Source organism: Georgenia daeguensis (assembly GCF_039537705.1).
GTDB classification, from domain to species: Bacteria; Actinomycetota; Actinomycetes; order Actinomycetales; family Actinomycetaceae; genus Georgenia; species Georgenia daeguensis.
The window spans coordinates 130398-146796 of sequence record NZ_BAABBA010000008.1 but is presented as its reverse complement, the minus strand read 5'-3'; the positions used below and the strand labels follow the sequence as shown (position 1 = coordinate 146796).

The window sequence follows — 16399 nt, the reverse complement described above, 5'->3', positions numbered from 1 at the left end:
CGGTCGGCCACATCGGCTCGCCGTCGACGTCCGGTGTCGCCTACGGGCTACTGGCGCGGTGGGAGCAGCCGGGCGAGGGCGGCCAGGCTGTTGCGCACGTAGGCTCCCCGACCCGTCCCCACGCCGTAGGCGAGGTCCTCCAGGGCGCTGCATCGGGCGTAGAACGTGGCCCGCGTGCGCAGCTCGTCGTCGTCGTCGGGTGGCAGCGCCGCGAGGGCGGCGTCCAGGCCGTCGGGCCCGAGGTCTCGGAGGATCAGGCCGAGGTCGCACGCCGGGTCGACGAGGGCGGCGTCGCTCCAGTCGATGACGCCGATGACCTCGCCCGTGGCCGGGTCGACCAGGACGTGCTCGATCCCGAGGTCGTTGTGGGACAGGACGCGACGCGTCGTGGCGGGCGGCGGAGCGGCGCCGAGGAACGCCTCGACGGCGCCTCGCTGCGACGGCGGGACCGAGGCGGCCACGGCCGCGTACGTCTCGCGGGCCTCCCGAAGCCATGCGTGCGGCGGGACGTCGTCGTTCTCGACGAGCCCGGCCCAGGCCTCCGGCGGCTGGCCGCGGAGGACGGCGAGCAGCCGGCCCAGCGCGGTCCCCACGGTCGTCGCCCAGGCCGCGGGCTCCGGCAGGCCGAGGAACGGCGCGCCCGGCAGCTTCCGGTAGGCGAGCCAGCCGCCCGCGGGGTCTGCGTAGAGCGGCGTCGGCACGGGCAGCGGGCTGATCGCCGCGATCCGGTGCAGGAGCCGCGTCTCGCGGTCCACCTCGAGGGCGCGCTCCGCCGGGTGGGCGCGCGCGGACACCCGGACGACGAGGGCGCCGTCGACCTCGAAGGCGGTGTGGTCGAGGCCCGACCCGAGCGGGCGCACGGACTCCGCGCGGTAACCCTGACCGGCCAGCAGCCCCGTGACGGTCGCCCCGGGGTCCGTCACGACGTCGACCTCCCGGCGAGCGTGCGCGGACCGGAGAGCACCACCACGGCCACGGCCGCGAGGCCGACGAGGATGCCCGCGACCACCGGGTCGAAGTGCGAGCCGTGGTTCGGGAACAGCGACCACGCGACGTTCGAGGACGCCTGGCACAGCGTGACGGCCAGGATGCCCGGCCCGGCGTTGGCGTAGATCCAGGACAGCAGCACCCGCAGCGCCACCGTGTAGAGGCACTGGCCGAGGATCCACCGTGTGCCGTGGCCGGCCTGGGCGTAGGGGATGACGTGGATGAGCGCCCACGCCAGCCCGAGGACGAGCGCCGCGCCGAGGGCGCCCAGGCGGGCCTGGAGCGGGTCGGTGGCGTAGGCGGTCCAGCCCAGCTGCTCGCACCACCCGCTGACGAGGTACAGCGCGAGCAGCACGGGGACGGCGGCCCACGGCACCACGATCTGCTGGGGGAGCGGCAGCCCGGCCAGCCGCACGACGGCGTAGCTCGCCACGACCACGGCGGGCATCAGCAGCAGGGTGGGCACGTACCAGAGCCGCGATCTCGGACGCGGCCGCCGGGTCGCCGTCGTCAGCAGCCGTCGGACGGCCGGGCGCCCGCCGCGGCGCCACGTCAGGGCGACCGCTGCCGCGCCGGGCACGAGGAACATGAGCGCGCTCGCGGGCAGGTCGGTGCCGGTGAGCGCGCCCAGCGGGTCGCCGAGCAGCGGGTCGAGCGCCCAGAAGACGGCCGAGAGGAGGGCGACAGACGCGAGGAACGCCGGCACGGACCGGCCGGCGCCCACCGTGACGGGTGGGCGCCCGGGGTCGCGGACCGGGCGTGCGCGCACCTGCCCAGTGTGGCCGTCTAGCTCGCCCACCGGAGCCGGTAGACCCGGAGGAACCCGACGAAGGCGCCCACGGCCGCCACCACGTTGAACCCCATGCGCGAGCGCCAGTGCCAGGTCTCGAACTCCCGCGCCACCTGCACCAGGTACTCGGGGGAGTGGACCGCCAGGCCCTCCACGAACATGATCTCGTTGCGCGGCCAGAAGTAGACGATGGAGGCGAGGCCCTCACCGAGGATCGCCACGAGGCTGACGAGGATCCACCAGCGCGCTTGGCGCTCCCGCCAGGTGAGGACGAGGGCGGCGCCGCCGAGCACCCAGGTGGCGAGCCCGAGCGGCGGGAAGAAGTCATTCGGCCCCGTGACGGCGAGGAACTCCATGCCGAGCTCGAGCGACTCCGGCGGGTCGGCGAAGACGTTCGGGTAGACCATGAACGTCTCGAGCACGATGGCCCCGAGCAGGATCATCATCACCCACGCGTAGGCGAGGGTGACCGCGTGGGCCAGCTTCTGCCGTCCCGTTCTCGGGTCGGCCTGGAGGCGTGCCGGGCGTGGCCGCGACGTGCCGGTCGGCACCATCGGGGCTGTGTCTGGGGTGTGCTGTGTCATGACGGTGACGCTATGAGCGGGCTGCCGCCGGCCACATCGGCCCGGTGTCGACTCCCGGTGTCGTCACCGGGCGACGGTCGTCGGCGTCCGGATCGACGCCGTCCGGGTCGCCGGTCCCGCCCCGCGGGCGGGAGCGGGCTGGCTAGCCTGGGAGCGTCGACGACGCCGGAACGCCCGAGGGAGCCGCGCTTCCGCCGTCGGGAGGTGGAGGACGTAGCGATGGCGACCGGACCCGAGGCGCTGACGTTCCTGTCTGGCGGCACGCGGCTCGCCGGGAACCTCTACCGGCCGGATCGCGGCGGGACCACGCCCGGCGTCGTGGTGTGCACGGGGTTCGGCGGCACGCAGGACACGCCCTCGGTTGTCGCCGCCGCCACGACGTTCGCCGAGCACGGCTGGGCGGCGCTGACGTTCGACTACCGCAGCTTCGGCCGCAGCGACGGCCGGCCCCGGCAGGTGGTCTCGATCCGCGGCCAGCTCGCCGACATCCGGGCCGCGGTGGCCCAGCTGCGCCGGCTGCCCGGCGTCGCCGCCGACCGGGTCGCGCTGTGGGGCACCTCGCTCGGCGGTGGGCACGTGGTGACCGTCGCGGCGGACGACCCGCGCATCGCCGCCGTCGTCGCGCAGGTGCCCTTCAACGGCTTCCCCAGGAAGGTGGAAGGGCGCTCTGCCCGGTCGCAGCGGGCGCTGCTGCGCGCCATGGCCGGGGACGCCCTTCGTGGGGCGTTCCGCCTGCCGCCCGGCTACATCAAGGCGGTGGGGCGCCCCGGCGAGCTCGCCGTGATGGCCAGCGACGAGGCGCAGCGGACCGTCGAGAATCTGGCGAGCGACACCTGGGAGAACCGCGTCGCGCCGCGGGCGCTGTGGTCGATGATGCGCTACCGCCCGGGCAGCGTCGCGTCCCGGCTGACGATGCCGCTGCTCGTGTGCGTCGCCGCGCTCGACCGGGAGACCCAGGGGGAGCAGACCGACCAGCTGGTCCGGGCGGCGCCGCGGGTGGAGGTGCGGACCTACCCCTGCTCCCACTTCGACATGTACCGGCCGGACGTGCGGGAACGGGTCCTCGCCGACCAGGTCGACTTCCTCTCGCGCGCGCTCGCGACGGCGTGACGCCCGGGCGGAGGCCCGCGGCGGCGCCGTCTCGGCGCCGGAAGTGTGACGCATCTCCGGCCCGCGCGGGGCCGGGCGGGCGCGCTCCTGGCGCCGTTTTCGGATATACCGGTAGGAGACTCCCGCCGCCGTCGAAGGACCAGGACGATGACCGACCCCACCGCGACCATGCACGTGCACACCACGCCCGACGGTCACCACTATCTCGTCGAGGGCCCGGAGGAGACGTGCCCCGCGGCGGAGCACGTCCGGGCCGACGCCGGCATCGCCGGTGGCGAGTCGCGCGACGGGGCGCACCGCGGACGACGGCGCACCCCCGCCGTCGTGCAGATCGCCACGATCGCGCTGGTCACCTACGCCGTCGCGCTCGGGCTTGTCCGCGTCGGTACTGCTGTGCTCGGCGGCCGGGACCGCTAGACCCGCGCCGTCGGGTCGAGAGGCTCGCAAGGCCCAAACGAGATCGAGGCTCTGGTTCGGATTCGTCGATGCACGAACCAGAACCTCGATCTCGTTCGTGTCTCGGTCCTCTGACGGGGGTCAGGCCCGCCGCCGGCGGCTGGCTCGGCGCTCCGGCGGCCCGCCGCCGGCGGCTGGCTCGGCGCTCCGGCGGCCCGGTCGGCGGCTGGCTCGGCGCTCCGGCGGCCCGGTCGGCGGCTGGCTCGGCGCTCCGGTGATCAGCGCCGCAGGCGCGCCACCGCTGACCAGAAGACCATCCTGGCCACCGCCGCGGGGCTGTAGCGCACCCCGTCCTCGTAGGGCCCCTCACCGCGGAGGACCGCGTCGGCGCCGCCGTCGACGAAGAGCACCTGCCCGGTCATGAAGGCGTTCTCCTCCGCCAGCGTCCAGGCGATCACGCTCGCCACCGCGCGGACGGGTCCGGGGATGCCCAGCGGCTGGGGCAACGCCTCGGCGAGGACCCGTGCCTGTGCGGCGTTGCCGAGCATCGTCCGCCGGGCGGTCTCGGTGTCGACCACGCCAGGTGCGACCGCGTTGAGCGTGATCCCCGCGCCGGCCCACCGGGCGTCCGCGGCCTGGCGGCGGACCCAGCGGTTCAGCGCGATCTTCGTCGAGCGGTAGATGACGGCGCCCCGTCCCCGCCCGGCCGCACCCCCGGCGGCCGCCCGCGCCGCCGCCTCGTCCCCGGCCAGGCAGGCCTCGACGACGGCGAGATCGCCGGCCGAGAGCGACGACGCGGAGGTGACCACGGTCGCCCGCGGGGCGGGTCGGCGCGCGAGGAGGGGGCGGAGCCCGTCGAGCACCGCGGTCGTGCCGAAGTAGTTCACCGAGACGGTGGCCGGGCCGCGGTCGTCGATCCCTGCGACCAGGGCGACGCCGTTGAGGCCGTCGGGGGCGAGCCGCTCCACGGCCGTCACGAGTGCGGTGCGTCCGGTCGCGGTGGCCAGGTCGGCGCGCACGTCGACCCCGTCGCCCAGGCCGCAGGTGAGCACCCGGTCACCGGCGGACCTCAGCAGCCCGACCAGCTCGGCACCGATCCCCGAGTCGGCGCCGGTGACGACGTGCGTTCGCCGTGGGGCGGCGGGACTCTGCGGGACGGCGTGGTCGGTCACGGGGCTCACCCTCCCAGATCGCGTCTGGAGGTGACCACCAGCAGACCGTCCTCGGCGCGGACCGCGGTCCGCAGACCCGGGACGTCGAGGGAGCGGACCACGCGGTCCGCCACGTCCTCGCGGGGCCGCCGCCCGTCCGGCAGCTCGTAGACGAGGCACAGGCGCCCGCCCGGTCGCAGGTGCGCGGCGAGGGCGCCGGCCTCGTGCACCGCCTGCCGGGTCCAGAAGACGTTGACGTTGACGGCCAGGGCGAGGTCGAACGTGGCGTCCGCGCCGAGCGCGGCCGTCAGGTCGGCGACGTCCGCCTCCACGACGGTCAGCCGCCCCTCCTCGACGAACCGGGCGTTGCGCCGTCGGGTCTGGTCGACCGCACGGGCGGACCGGTCGACGGCGGTGCACGTGAGACGGGGGAAGGTGTCGAGCAGGATCTCGACCGCCACGCCCGTGCCGCCGCCGATCTCGAGAACCCGCTCGGTCCCCGCAGGGTCGAGGTGCCGGATCGCGGCGTCGATCCGGGTCGGCACGCGAGCCACCGCACAACCTCCTCATCGTCCGGACGCGCGTGACGTCATCGCCGCCGGCCGGACCGGTCGGTACGGGGAGAGCGTGCCCTCCCGGCCCGGCGGGGGCACGGCATTTTCGAGCGACGGCGTGCGGCCGGGGCGCCGCCCTCGCCGTCCGCCGTCGTGGCTGGCCGCCGAACCGTGGGCCGGCCGCCGAACCGGTTGACCGGTCGCCAAACCGGTTGACCCGCGGGCCCAGCGCCGGGAGCATGCCGCCGTGACCTACGAGTTCGACGCCGCGCTGTGGCTCTGGGACGCCCGGCAGATGGACACCTGGACGTTCGTCTCGCTGCCCACGGAGGTGGCCGACGAGATCCTCGAGCTGAGCGCCCCGTACGAGCGTGGCTTCGGCTCGGTGCGGGTGGAGGTCGTCGTCGGCAGGACGGTGTGGCGGACGTCGGTCTTCCCCGACAGCGGCCGGCGCACCTACGTGCTGCCCATCAAGAAGGCGGTGCGGAAGGCGGAGCGGCTGGAGGCGGGGGACACGGCGCGGGTCCGGCTCACCCTGCTCGACGTCGGGGCCGGCTGAGAGGATGCGGCCATGACCACGGACGGCGGGACGCACCGCAAGCGCATCGGCTTCCTCTCGTTCGGGCACTGGCAGCCGGTGCCTGGGTCCCAGACCCGCACGGCCGCGGACGCCCTGCTGCAGACCATCGAGCTCGCCGTTGCCGCGGAGGAGCTGGGCATCGACGGCGCGTACGTGCGCGTGCACCACTTCGCCCGCCAGCTCGCCTCGCCCTTCCCGCTGCTCTCCGCGATCGCCGCGCGCACCTCGCGCATCGAGATCGGCACCGGGGTGATCGACATGCGCTACGAGCACCCGCTCTACATGGCCGAGGAGGCGGCGGCCGCCGACCTCATCAGCGGCGGGCGCCTCCAGCTCGGCGTCAGCCGCGGCTCGCCCGAGACGGCCCTGCGCGGGTACGAGTCCTTCGGCTACGTCCCCGCCGAGGGGCAGAGCGACGCCGACATGGCCCGTGCGCACACCGAGCTCTTCCGGGCCGCGATCGACGGCGCGGGGGTGGCGCGCGCGAACCCGCGGATGACCGGGAGCGACGCCCCGCTCGCGATCCAGCCGCTCTCGCCGGGCCTGCCCGAGCGGATCTGGTGGGGCTCGGGGACGCGGGCCACCGCGCGGTGGACGGCGGAGCAGGGGATGAACCTTATGAGCTCGACGCTGCTGAGCGAGGACACCGGCGTGCCGTTCGACGAGCTGCAGGCCGAGCAGATCGAGCTCTACCGCCAGGCCTGGCGGGACGCCGGCTGGGAGCGGGAGCCCCGCGTCTCGGTCAGCCGCAGCGTCATCCCGCTCACCACCGACCTCGACCGCGCCTACTTCGGCGGCCGCGAGGACGAGCGGCACGACCAGGTCGGCATGCTCGAGGGCGTCCGCGCACGGTTCGGCAAGAGCTACACCGGGGAGCCCGACGTCATCGCGGAGGAGCTGAGCAAGGACGCGGCCGTGGCGGCGGCGGACACGGTGCTGCTCACGGTGCCGAACCAGCTCGGTGTCGAGTACAACGCCCAGCTGCTGGAGAACATCGCCCGGCACGTGGCGCCGGCGTTCGGGTGGTCACCCGCAGGTTGACGCCCTGCACGCGCGCGCCGCGCCGCGTTTGCCGCCGTTGCGGTCCGGTAAGGCATACTTGAAACCTCCACAACTGAACACGCCACCGAACCGCGGCGGGAGAGTCCCGCAGCAGCGGGCGCCGAAGGAGCAACCTCCCCGGGAATCTCTCAGGCCCCCAAGACCGCCGCCGGCGAGGCTCCTCTGGAAAGCGACCCCCTCGGGGGTCCACCGACGGTGTAACCGGGCCGCGGCCCGTGAAAGCTCTCAGGTCCGATGACAGAGCGGGGATCGATCCGCCCGCTCTGCGCGCCCCCGCGCGTGCCCGTCCTGAGGAGTTCTGTGGCACTGTCCGCCCACGCGCCCGTGCGCGTCCCCGAGATCACTCGTGCCGGCGCCCCGGCCCGCAACCGCCGCCTCGGCGTCGTCGCGATCGTCGTCTCTGCCACCGCCATGGGCACCGCGGGGGTGTTCGGCCGCCTGGCCACTCCGTCCGGCGCACCGATCGGCGAGGCGCTCACGATGGGCCGCATGCTGGTCGGCGCGATCGGGATGCTGGTCGTCCTCGCCGCCGGCCGCCGCCTCGGCGTCCTGCGCCGCACACGCCTGTCCTGGTCCGTCGTGCTGGGCGGTGTCTTCCTCGGGCTGTCGCTGGCGACGCTGCTCTCCGCGACCGTCCTCGTCGACCTCGCGCTCGCCGTGGCGTTGCACTACCTGGGCCCGGTCCTCTCGGCCGCCCTGGCGTGGGTGCTGCTCAAGGAGTCGATGACCCGTCTCGAGGTGGTCTCCCTCGTCACCAGCTTCGTCGGGATGACGCTGGCGGCGGGCCTGGTCGGCGGCGAGCCCGCCGCGGCGTCCGGGCAGGAGGCCCTGGGCGTCGGGCTCGGCATCGCCTCCGGGATCTTCTACGGGGCGGCGCTGCTGTGCTACCGGTACCGCGCCGACATGCCGGCGGACGTGCGCAGCTTCTGGAACTTCGCCTTCGGCACGCTGGGGACCGCGGCCCTGGTCGCCGTGGTGCGGCCCGACCTGTCCGGGATGACGGCGACCCACTGGGCGTGGGCCGCCGCGTTCTTCCTCGTCTGCGGGCTCCTCGCGCTCGGCCTGCTCGTCGTGGCGGGCAAGCACCTGCGCGCCGCGGAGCTCTCCGGCCTGTCCTACTGGGAGGTCGTGGTGGCGCTGCTGCTCGGTGCCGCCCTGTTCGGCGAGGGCATCTCGGCGCTCGCCGCCGTCGGGGCCGGGCTCATCGTCATCGCGGGCGTCGTCCCGCTGCTCGGGGGCCGGCGGGGCTGAGCCGGGGGTGGCAGGTACCGGCCGTGGCCACAACCGCTCACCCGCCGTTCATCACCGAGCCATATCCCCTCGCTACGGTCGGTAACCGCGGCCGGACGACGACGTCCGGGCCGCGCCAGCCCGCACCGATCATCCGGGGGAACCGTGCACCTTCCTGCCCGAAGACTGACCGCCGCGCTCGCCGGCGCCGGCCTCTGCCTCGCCGCCGTCGGCGCCCTGCCGGCGCTGGCCACCACCGAGCCGACCGACGCCGAGACCCTCGCCGACCTGGTCACCGTCGGCGACGACAACGGGCTCGACCTCGACGCCGACGGGTCCGTGCTCCACGAGGTCTCCACCCAGGCGGTCGCGCCGGGCCTGGACCTGACCAGCTTCCAGCGCCTGGAGGAGAAGGGCTGGACGTCGGGCAACATCCTCAAGGCGGACCTCACCGAGCCGACCCTGAGCATGAAGGTCCTCGACTCGGGCTCCACCACATCCCCGGCCACCGTGCTGGACCAGGTCGAGGGCACCGGGGCGGTCGCCGCCGTCAACGGCAACCACTTCGACATGAACTTCACCAACGCCCCGATCTTCACCACGATCAGCGACGGCGAGGTCATCAACGGCTACAGCCAGCCGTTCCCGGCGTTCACGCTCACCGACGGCGTCGCGGCCGTCGAGTACCTCTCCGCCTCCGGCACCCTCACCGCGGGCGGGACCACCCACGAGCTGGCCGGCCTCAACCGCGCGACCGTCCCGGCCGACTCGATCGGCGTCTACAACGAGCGGTGGGGGAACGCCTCCCTCGACCGCCCCGCCGGCCTGCCCGGCGAGACCGACGTCGCGACCGCCGTCGTCTCCGGCGGCACCGTCACCGCAGTGACCGACGGGGCCGGGGTGCCCACCTTCCCCGCGGGCGGTCAGGTCCTGCTGGGCCGCGGCACCGGCGCCGCCGCCCTGCGCGCCCTGGCGGTCGGTCAGGCCGTGGACGTGACGATCTCCCCGAGCTCCGACGTCGACCTCGGGATCGGCGGCAACGTCCCGCTGGTCCTGGACGGGCAGCTGGCCGACTTCCCCGACGAGCCGGTCGCCGCCCGCACCGTCCTCGGGCTGACCGAGGACGGCTCCGAGCTCCTCGTCGCAACGGTGGACGGGCGCAGCGCCACCGCCCGCGGCCTGACCCGCGTGGAGATGGCCGAGCTCATGATCGACCTCGGCGCCCACAACGCCGTCAACATCGACGGCGGCGGCTCCACCACCATGGTGGCCCGCCCCGCCGGCGGCACCGAGCCCGAGCTCGTCAATGTCCCCTCCGACGGCTCCCAGCGCGTGGTGGCCAACTCCCTGGCGTTCTTCTCCTCCGCCGACACCGAGGAGCTGACCGACGTCGCCGTGCGCCCCGCCCTCGACGGCGACGACGCCCACCACGTCATCCCCGGACTGCACCGAACCGTCGAGGGGGTCGGCCTGACCGACCAGCTCGCCGGCACCGACGCCGAGGGCCGGTTCACCGTGACCTCGCCGGGCTCGCTGCCGAACGGCGCCGACGCCAACGCCGTTCTCACCGAGCAGACGAAGACCGGCGCCGTACTGGAGGGCGTCACTCCCGGCCCCGCGACTGTCACGTACAAGGCGTCCGGCCTGACCGGCGCCACGAACCTCACCGTGCTCGGCCCGCTGGACCACGTCACCGCGTCGACCTCGCAGATCGCCATGGAGGGCGAGGGCGACACCGCCACCGTCTCCCTCACCGGCCACGACGCCGACGGGTTCTCCGCGCCGATCGAGGTCTCCGACGTCGACGCCTCCATCGACGAGGGGTTCACCATCGAGCCGGCCGGCCTGGGGGCCTTCACGATCACCGCGACCACCGGCTCCGGCTCGGCGCTCGCCCAGCTGGAGGTGGCCGGGACCGTCGTGCAGCTGCCCGTCACCGTCGGCCTGACCACCAAGCCGGTCACGGACCTGTCCGACGGCGCGTCGTGGACCTTCGCGCAGGCGCGCGCCACCGGCACGCTCACCGTGGCGGAGGGCCCCCAGGGGCAGGCGGCGCTGCGGCTCACGCACGACTTCACGACGTCGACGGCGACCCGCGGCTCCTACGCCGTCGCGCCCGCGCCCATCCCCGTGCCCGGCCAGCCGCAGGCCATCACGATGCTGATCGACGGCGACGCCACCGGCGCCTGGCCGCGCCTGCAGGTGCGCGACGGCGACGGCGTGGTCAAGCAGCTCGACGGGCCGATGATCACCTGGGAGGGCTGGAAGGAGACCACGTTCACGGTCCCGGCGGGCACGCCGTTCCCCCTCACGCTCGAGCGCGTGCGGATCATGGAGACCCGCTCCACCGCCAGCTACCAGGGCGACGTCGCGTTCACGGACATCAGGGCCGTCGTCGCCCCCGACGTCGAGCAGCCGGTGCTGGCGCCGGTGCACGACCCGGTGATCGTCACGGACGGCACCGTGGACGGGTACGCCCAGCGGATCGCGGTGATGTCGGACGCGCAGTTCGTCGGCCGCGCCCCGGATTCCGACACCGTCGCGGCCGCGCGGCGGACGCTGCGGGAGATCGTCGCCGAGGACCCGGACCTGCTGGTCGTCAACGGCGACCTGGTCGACGAGGGCGCCACGATCGACTTCGACCTGGCCAGGCGGGTGCTCGAGGAGGAGGTCGGCGACGCCGTCCCGTACCTGTACGTGCCGGGAAACCACGAGATCATGGGCGGCTCCATCGGGGCCTTCGAGGCAGCGTTCGGGCCGGCGCAGAACGTGGTGGACGTGGCCGGCACGCGGGTCGTCACGCTCGACACCTCCGCCGGGTCCCTCCGGGCCGGCGGGCTGGACCAGATCCGGCTGCTGGAGGACTCCCTCGCCTCGGCGGCGTCCGACCCCGCGGTCACCGGCGTGATGGTGTTCTTCCACCACCCGACCGAGGACCCGCTGCCCGACGACGCCTCGCAGCTGTCCGACCGGTACGAGGCCGCGGCGGTCGACGAGGCGCTCGCCGACTTCCGGGCCACCTCCGGCAAGTCCGTCGCGGCCGTCAACGCCCACGTCGGCGCGTTCCACGCCCGCAGCTTCGACGGCGTCTCCAACGTCATCAACGGCAACTCGGGCAAGTCGCCGGCCTCCACGCCGGACAACGGCGGGTTCACCGGGTGGACGCTGCTCGGCATCGACCCGGCCGACGGCGTGGTGGGCCAGAGCCCCGCACCCGTGACCGACCGGCTGGACTGGATGCGGGCCGAGGTCCGCGCCCGGGTCGACTCGCTCACGCTCGACGTGCCGGCCGAGCTGACGCTCGGGGAGACCGCCGTCGTCGGCGGGACGGTCACGCAGGACGGCACCCGTGCGGTTCCGGTGGGCTGGCCGATGAGCGCCGACTGGGCGGGGGAGGGCGTGACCGTCTCCGCCGGGTCCGAGCCGGGGTCGGGCACCGAGCTGGAGGGCGAGGCGGCCGTGCTGCGGCTCAACCCGGCCACCGGCGAGCTGACCGCCGTGGGCTCGGGAACCGCGACCGTGCGGCTGACCGTCAACGGGGTGACCGAGGAGGTCACCGTCACCGTGCCCGAGGTCGAGGTGCCCGCGTGCGAGACGCCCGGCTCGGCCCCGGCCGAGGCACCCGGCGGCGCGGCAGACCACACGCAGGCGCTCGAGCGCGGCCTCGGCAGGCCACCGTGGGCCTGCGGGGCGTGAGGCCGCCCGGCCGAGCGGCCGGGTGAACGAGAGCGGGGCCGTCCTCCCGGGGGAGAGGACGGCCCCGCTCCGTCTCCCGTGGCGGTCCCGTCTCGCCGGACGGCGGGCGGGCCATCGGAGGCTGGAAATGCGCCGTACGTGCGGCAGGAAAGAACGCCTCGGGAGCAGAATGATGGCACTGGAGTGAGCAACCCACGCAGCACTCGGTCGCAAGGAGGCCACCGTGGAACTGTTGCAGGACATCCTCACCGGTATCGCCAACAACATCTTCAACCAGGTGCCGATCCTCATCGGCCTCATCGCCCTCGCCGGCCTGCTGCTGCAGCGCAAGCCTGTCGAGGCGGTGGTCGGCGGGACGATCCGCGCGGTCGTCGGCGTCGTCATCCTCATGCTCGGCGTGGAGATCTTCGTCGGCGGGCTGGTGGCGTTCCAGGCCATCGTCGCCTCCGCCGTCGGGCTGGAGCCGCCCGCGGCGACCAGCACCCTCAACGACTTCCTCGGCGGGCAGGGCTCGGCCGTCCCGCTCATCATCGCGGTGGGTTTCGCGATCCACGTGCTGCTGGTCCGGATCTTCCCGGCCGCGCGGTACGTCTACCTCACCGGCCACCTGATGTTCTGGATGAGCATCGTCATCGCCGCCTCCCTCGTGGAGGTGCTGACGGACATCCCGCGGACCACGTTGATCATCGTCGGCGCGGTGATCATCGCCTGCTACTGGACGCTGCAGCCGCTGTGGATCGCACCTCTCATGAAACGGCTGATGGGCCACGACCAGTTCGGCCTGGGGCACACCACCTCGACCGTTGCCCTCCTCGCCGGGTACGGCTCACGGGCGCTGCGGCTGGGCGACGCCCAGCGGCACGACTCGGAAAAGCTCAAGCTGCCGAGGTCGATCTCCTTCTTCAAGGACATCAACGTCTCCACCGCGCTGATCATCGCCGTGATCATGCTCGTCGCCATCGCGTTCGCCGACTCCGCCGTGGTCCAGGAGCAGATGGGCGACTCCCAGCTGCTGCCGTGGGCGTGGGGCCTGACGCAGGCGCTGCGGTTCGCGGCCGGTATCGCGATCCTGCTCTTCGGCGTGCGCATGTTCCTGGCCGAGATCGTCCCGGCGTTCAAGGGCATCTCGGACAAGGTCCTTCCCGGCACCCGGCCCGCGCTCGACATCCCGGTCGTCTTCCCCAAGGCGCCGACGGCGGTCATGATCGGCTTCCTGTCCTCGACCGTCGTGTTCCTCGTCCTCATGGGCGTCTTCGCCGCCGCCGGCTGGTTCGTGCTCGTGCCGCCGATGATCATGCTCTTCTTCGGCGGCGGGTCGGGCGGCGTCTTCGGCAACGCCGTCGCCGGCTGGCGCGGCGCCGTCTTCGGCGGCCTCGTGAACGGCGTGCTGCTGGCGTTCGGCCAGTGGATCGGCTGGGGGCTGTACGACAGCACGGCCCCCGAGATCGCCACGCTGGCCGACCCCGACTGGTACGCCGTCGGCTGGCTCGTCCTCGGTGCCACCCAGCTGCTCGAGCCGCTCGGCGCGGCCGCCGTCTGGGTCGTCGCGGGGGCGGTTCTGGTCGCGACCGTCGCCATCCTCATGGTGCTGTCCCGGCGCAGGACGACGCCGGACGAGACTTCCGCAGCCCCGGTCACCTCGGGGGCCCCGGCCTCCGCGGGCTCCTCGGCCCCGGCCGCTGCGGGCACCTCGGCCGGCCCGACGACCGGCGGGGCCCCGACCGCACGATCCACCGAGAACCGGCCGGCTGACACGGCCCGCCGCCGGCAAGCGACAGGAGAGACATCATGACCGACCGACCGGACCCCCTGAAGGTGCTCGCCGTGTGCGGGCTCGGCATGGGCACGAGCCTGATCCTGAGGATGACGACGGAGACCGTCTTCCAGCGCCTCGGTATCCCCGTGGAGGTGGAGAACACCGACATCTCCGCCGCTCGCAGCACGCAGGCGGACGTCATCGTCGGCCAGGGCATGCACACGAGCGAGCTCGAGGGCACCGCCCCCGTCACGGTCACGGTCGAGGACTTCGTCGACGACGCCGCTCTCGAGTCCCGGCTCCGGCCGGCGCTCGAGCAGCAGGGCTGGCTGTGATGGCCGGGGATCCAGGCTCGGAGGAGGCTCCGGGTGTGCCCGTCCGCGCGGCGGTGCTCGACTCCTGCGCCGACTGGCGCGAGGCCGTCCGGGCCGCCGCGCGGCTCCTCGTGGAGCTCGGCACCGCCGACGAGGCCTACGTCGACGCCTGCGTGAGGACCGTCGAGGAGCACGGGCCCTACATCGTCCTCACCCCCGGGGTCGCGCTCGCCCACGCGCAGGCGGTGGCCGGCGCCACGACCGAGGGTCTCGCCGCGCTGCGGCTCGGCCGGCCCGTGGAGTTCGGGCACGCGACCAACGACCCGGTCGACGTCGTCCTCGCCTTCTCGTCCGGCGGCTCCCACATGCAGATGATCCGCTCCATGGGCAAGGCCCTGACCGGCGGCCTCGCCGACCGGATCCGCGGGGCCGGCGACGTGCCCACGGTGGAGCGGGCCCTCGCCGAGGCGGTCGGCGATGGATGAGGCCCTGCTGCGGTTCGCCCGCGCCACCACCGAGCACCTCAACGGCGTGCTGGAGGCGAACGCCGACCAGCTCAGGCGGGCGGCGGAGGCCGTGCTGGAGTCCGGACGGCGCGGCGGTCTCGTCTACGCAGCCGGCTCCGGCCACTCCCTGGCGGGCGTGCTGGAGACGTTCTACCGCGCGGGCGGGCTGCCCTTCGTCCGGCCCCTGTGGGACCTTGAGCTGCTGCCGCTCGACGGGGCCGACCGCTCCACCGTCGCCGAGCGGCGGCCGGGCCTGGGGGAGCGGCTCGTCAGGGAGGCCGGGGTGGGCGACGACGACACCGTCGTCGTCTTCTCGAACTCCGGCGTCAACTACGTCCCGGTCGGGATCGCCCTGTCCGCGCGCGAGGCTGGCGCGCGCGTGGTCGCCGTGACCTCGGTGACGGCGTCCGACGCGGCGCCGCTGCGTGCCGGCCGACGCCTCCACGAGCTCGCCGACGTCGTCCTCGACACCCGGGTGCCGCCCGGGGACGCGAGCTGGCCCCCGGAGTCGCCCCGCACGGCGCCGCTGTCCTCGCTGTGCAACACGCTGCTGTGGGACGCGCTCCTCGTCCTGTGCGCCGAGACGGCGCCGGAGACCGCGTTCTGGCGCAGCGCGAACGCGACGGGGCCGACGAACGACGAGCTGATCGAGCACTACCGCGCGAGGGTGCCGGAGCTGCGCTAGGGGCGAGGCGGAGGACCGGGCGACCCGGCGGGAGACCTGGGCCCGACCGAAGCTCGCGGGCACCCGAAGCCGGCGCACGCGGGGAGCCGGGCCGCGTGGGCCCGGCTCCCCGGTTGCTCGGTGTGCTGGCTCAGCCGTGCTGCGACACCGCCGCCTCGATCCGGCCCCGCAGCTCGGCGTCCACGGCGGGCAGCGCCATCCGGCTCGCCCACGCGGCGCCGGTGCGGGCGGCCATCGCGGTCTTCAGGCGCGGGATGGTGGGGCCGGTCAGACCCACCACCTCCTTGACGATGCTCTGGGCGCGCCCGGCGGCGTCGTCGTCGCCGGCGTCGAGGGCGCGGGCCAGGGCGGAGAACGTCTCCGGGAAGGCCGAGGAGACGCCGGAGACGACGCCCGTCCCGCCCTGCTCGAGGACCCACGGCAGGGTGGAGTCGTCACCGGAGTAGAGCTCCTGGCCGTCCTGCAGCGCGGCGACGTACTCCGTGAGCCGCGCCGCCGCCCCGCCGGAGAGCTTCACCCCGACCATGCCGGGCAGCGCCAGGACCCGGCGCAGCACGTCCACCGGGACGTCCATGCCGGTTCGCTCGGGGAAGAGGTAGGCGTACACGCCGGCCTCGGGGAACGCCTCGGTCAGCGCCCGGAAGAAGGCCACCACCCCGTCGTCGTCGGTGGGCAGGTAGTACGGCGAGAGCAGCGCGAACCGGGAGATGCCGAGCTCCGCCGTCCCCGCGGCGAGGCGGAGGACCTGCCGGGTGCTGCCGTGGCCGAGGTGCGCGATGACCCGGGCGGTGCCGAGCACCTCGGCGGCCACGCGGAAGAGCTCGACCCGCTCGTCGTCGTCCAGCGCGGGGAACTCCCCGGTGGTGCCGGCGACGAGGACGCCGTCGACGTGCGGGTCGATCGTGCGCAGGACGGTCTCGAACTCGGTCAGGTCGAGCGACCCTTCCTCGGTGAACGGCACGGGGACGGCGCTGATGATCTGGGCGGGCATGAACTTC

The 16399-nt window shown here is 74.3% G+C and carries 16 protein-coding genes and 1 riboswitch; of the genes, 10 read left to right on the top strand and 6 right to left on the bottom strand.

The window, feature by feature from the left end; all coding sequences use genetic code 11:
* Positions 1 to 47: 47 nt before the first annotated feature.
* The 3 genes from ABD774_RS10045 to ABD774_RS10035 are packed head-to-tail and all read right to left on the bottom strand — an operon-like array spanning position 48 to position 2361.
* On the bottom strand, positions 48 to 923 hold the full coding sequence (locus ABD774_RS10045) for a phosphotransferase family protein (RefSeq protein WP_345040525.1): 876 nt from the start codon (positions 921 to 923) through the stop codon (positions 48 to 50).
* Complete coding sequence (locus ABD774_RS10040) at positions 920 to 1756, bottom strand: CPBP family glutamic-type intramembrane protease (RefSeq protein WP_345040522.1); 837 nt, start codon at positions 1754 to 1756, stop codon at positions 920 to 922. The genes ABD774_RS10045 and ABD774_RS10040 overlap by 4 nt, the downstream gene beginning before the upstream one ends.
* A gap of 17 nt (positions 1757 to 1773) precedes the next feature.
* Positions 1774 to 2361, bottom strand: a complete 588-nt coding sequence (locus tag ABD774_RS10035; RefSeq protein WP_345040520.1) for a hypothetical protein — start codon at positions 2359 to 2361, stop codon at positions 1774 to 1776.
* Positions 2362 to 2580: 219 nt separating this feature from the next.
* Here ABD774_RS10035 and ABD774_RS10030 point away from each other — a divergent pair, with 219 nt between their 5' ends.
* Complete coding sequence (locus ABD774_RS10030) at positions 2581 to 3471, top strand: alpha/beta hydrolase (protein ID WP_345040517.1); 891 nt, start codon at positions 2581 to 2583, stop codon at positions 3469 to 3471.
* Positions 3472 to 3618: 147 nt separating this feature from the next.
* Positions 3619 to 3888, top strand: coding sequence for a hypothetical protein (locus ABD774_RS10025; RefSeq protein WP_345040515.1), 270 nt, complete (start codon positions 3619 to 3621; stop codon positions 3886 to 3888).
* 257 nt (positions 3889 to 4145) lie between these two features.
* Here the strand turns inward: ABD774_RS10025 and ABD774_RS10020 are convergent, their stop codons facing one another.
* Positions 4146 to 5039: an SDR family oxidoreductase gene (locus ABD774_RS10020; protein WP_345040513.1), complete on the bottom strand. Its 894-nt coding sequence runs from the start codon at positions 5037 to 5039 to the stop codon at positions 4146 to 4148.
* Positions 5040 to 5044: 5 nt separating this feature from the next.
* Positions 5045 to 5572 (bottom strand): class I SAM-dependent methyltransferase, encoded by a 528-nt coding sequence (locus ABD774_RS10015; protein ID WP_345040511.1) that lies wholly within the window; start codon positions 5570 to 5572, stop codon positions 5045 to 5047.
* 247 nt (positions 5573 to 5819) lie between these two features.
* On the opposite strand from ABD774_RS10015, the gene ABD774_RS10010 reads away from it, so the two are divergent.
* The 8 genes from ABD774_RS10010 (at position 5820) to ABD774_RS09975 (ending at position 15401) form a co-directional block, all read left to right on the top strand.
* The gene (locus tag ABD774_RS10010) at positions 5820 to 6131 is read left to right on the top strand and encodes a DUF1905 domain-containing protein (protein WP_345040509.1); all 312 of its coding nucleotides are present in this window, start codon (positions 5820 to 5822) and stop codon (positions 6129 to 6131) included.
* Positions 6132 to 6143: 12 nt separating this feature from the next.
* Positions 6144 to 7193 carry an LLM class flavin-dependent oxidoreductase gene (locus ABD774_RS10005; protein WP_345040506.1) on the top strand — a complete coding sequence of 350 codons (1050 nt, stop codon included), beginning with the start codon at positions 6144 to 6146 and terminating at the stop codon, positions 7191 to 7193.
* A gap of 86 nt (positions 7194 to 7279) precedes the next feature.
* Positions 7280 to 7369, top strand: a riboswitch (glycine riboswitch).
* Positions 7370 to 7514: 145 nt separating this feature from the next.
* Positions 7515 to 8465, top strand: coding sequence for a DMT family transporter (locus ABD774_RS10000; protein ID WP_345040504.1), 951 nt, complete (start codon positions 7515 to 7517; stop codon positions 8463 to 8465).
* 144 nt (positions 8466 to 8609) lie between these two features.
* Positions 8610 to 12140, top strand: coding sequence for a phosphodiester glycosidase family protein (locus tag ABD774_RS09995; protein WP_345040502.1), 3531 nt, complete (start codon positions 8610 to 8612; stop codon positions 12138 to 12140).
* Between the two features lie 223 nt (positions 12141 to 12363).
* Positions 12364 to 13932, top strand: a complete 1569-nt coding sequence (ulaA, locus tag ABD774_RS09990; protein ID WP_345040500.1) for a PTS ascorbate transporter subunit IIC — start codon at positions 12364 to 12366, stop codon at positions 13930 to 13932.
* Complete coding sequence (locus tag ABD774_RS09985) at positions 13929 to 14231, top strand: PTS sugar transporter subunit IIB (RefSeq protein ID WP_345040497.1); 303 nt, start codon at positions 13929 to 13931, stop codon at positions 14229 to 14231. The genes ulaA and ABD774_RS09985 overlap by 4 nt, the downstream gene beginning before the upstream one ends.
* A 35-nt stretch (positions 14232 to 14266) precedes the next feature.
* Positions 14267 to 14695, top strand: coding sequence for a PTS sugar transporter subunit IIA (locus ABD774_RS09980; RefSeq protein ID WP_345040495.1), 429 nt, complete (start codon positions 14267 to 14269; stop codon positions 14693 to 14695).
* Entirely contained in the window at positions 14688 to 15401 is a 714-nt protein-coding gene (locus ABD774_RS09975) for a sugar isomerase domain-containing protein (protein ID WP_345040492.1), read from the top strand. Before ABD774_RS09980 ends, ABD774_RS09975 begins: the two co-directional genes overlap by 8 nt.
* 130 nt (positions 15402 to 15531) lie before the next feature.
* Here the strand turns inward: ABD774_RS09975 and ABD774_RS09970 are convergent, their stop codons facing one another.
* On the bottom strand, positions 15532 to 16392 hold the full coding sequence (locus ABD774_RS09970; RefSeq protein WP_345040490.1) for a dihydrodipicolinate synthase family protein: 861 nt from the start codon (positions 16390 to 16392) through the stop codon (positions 15532 to 15534).
* Positions 16393 to 16399: the final 7 nt, after the last annotated feature.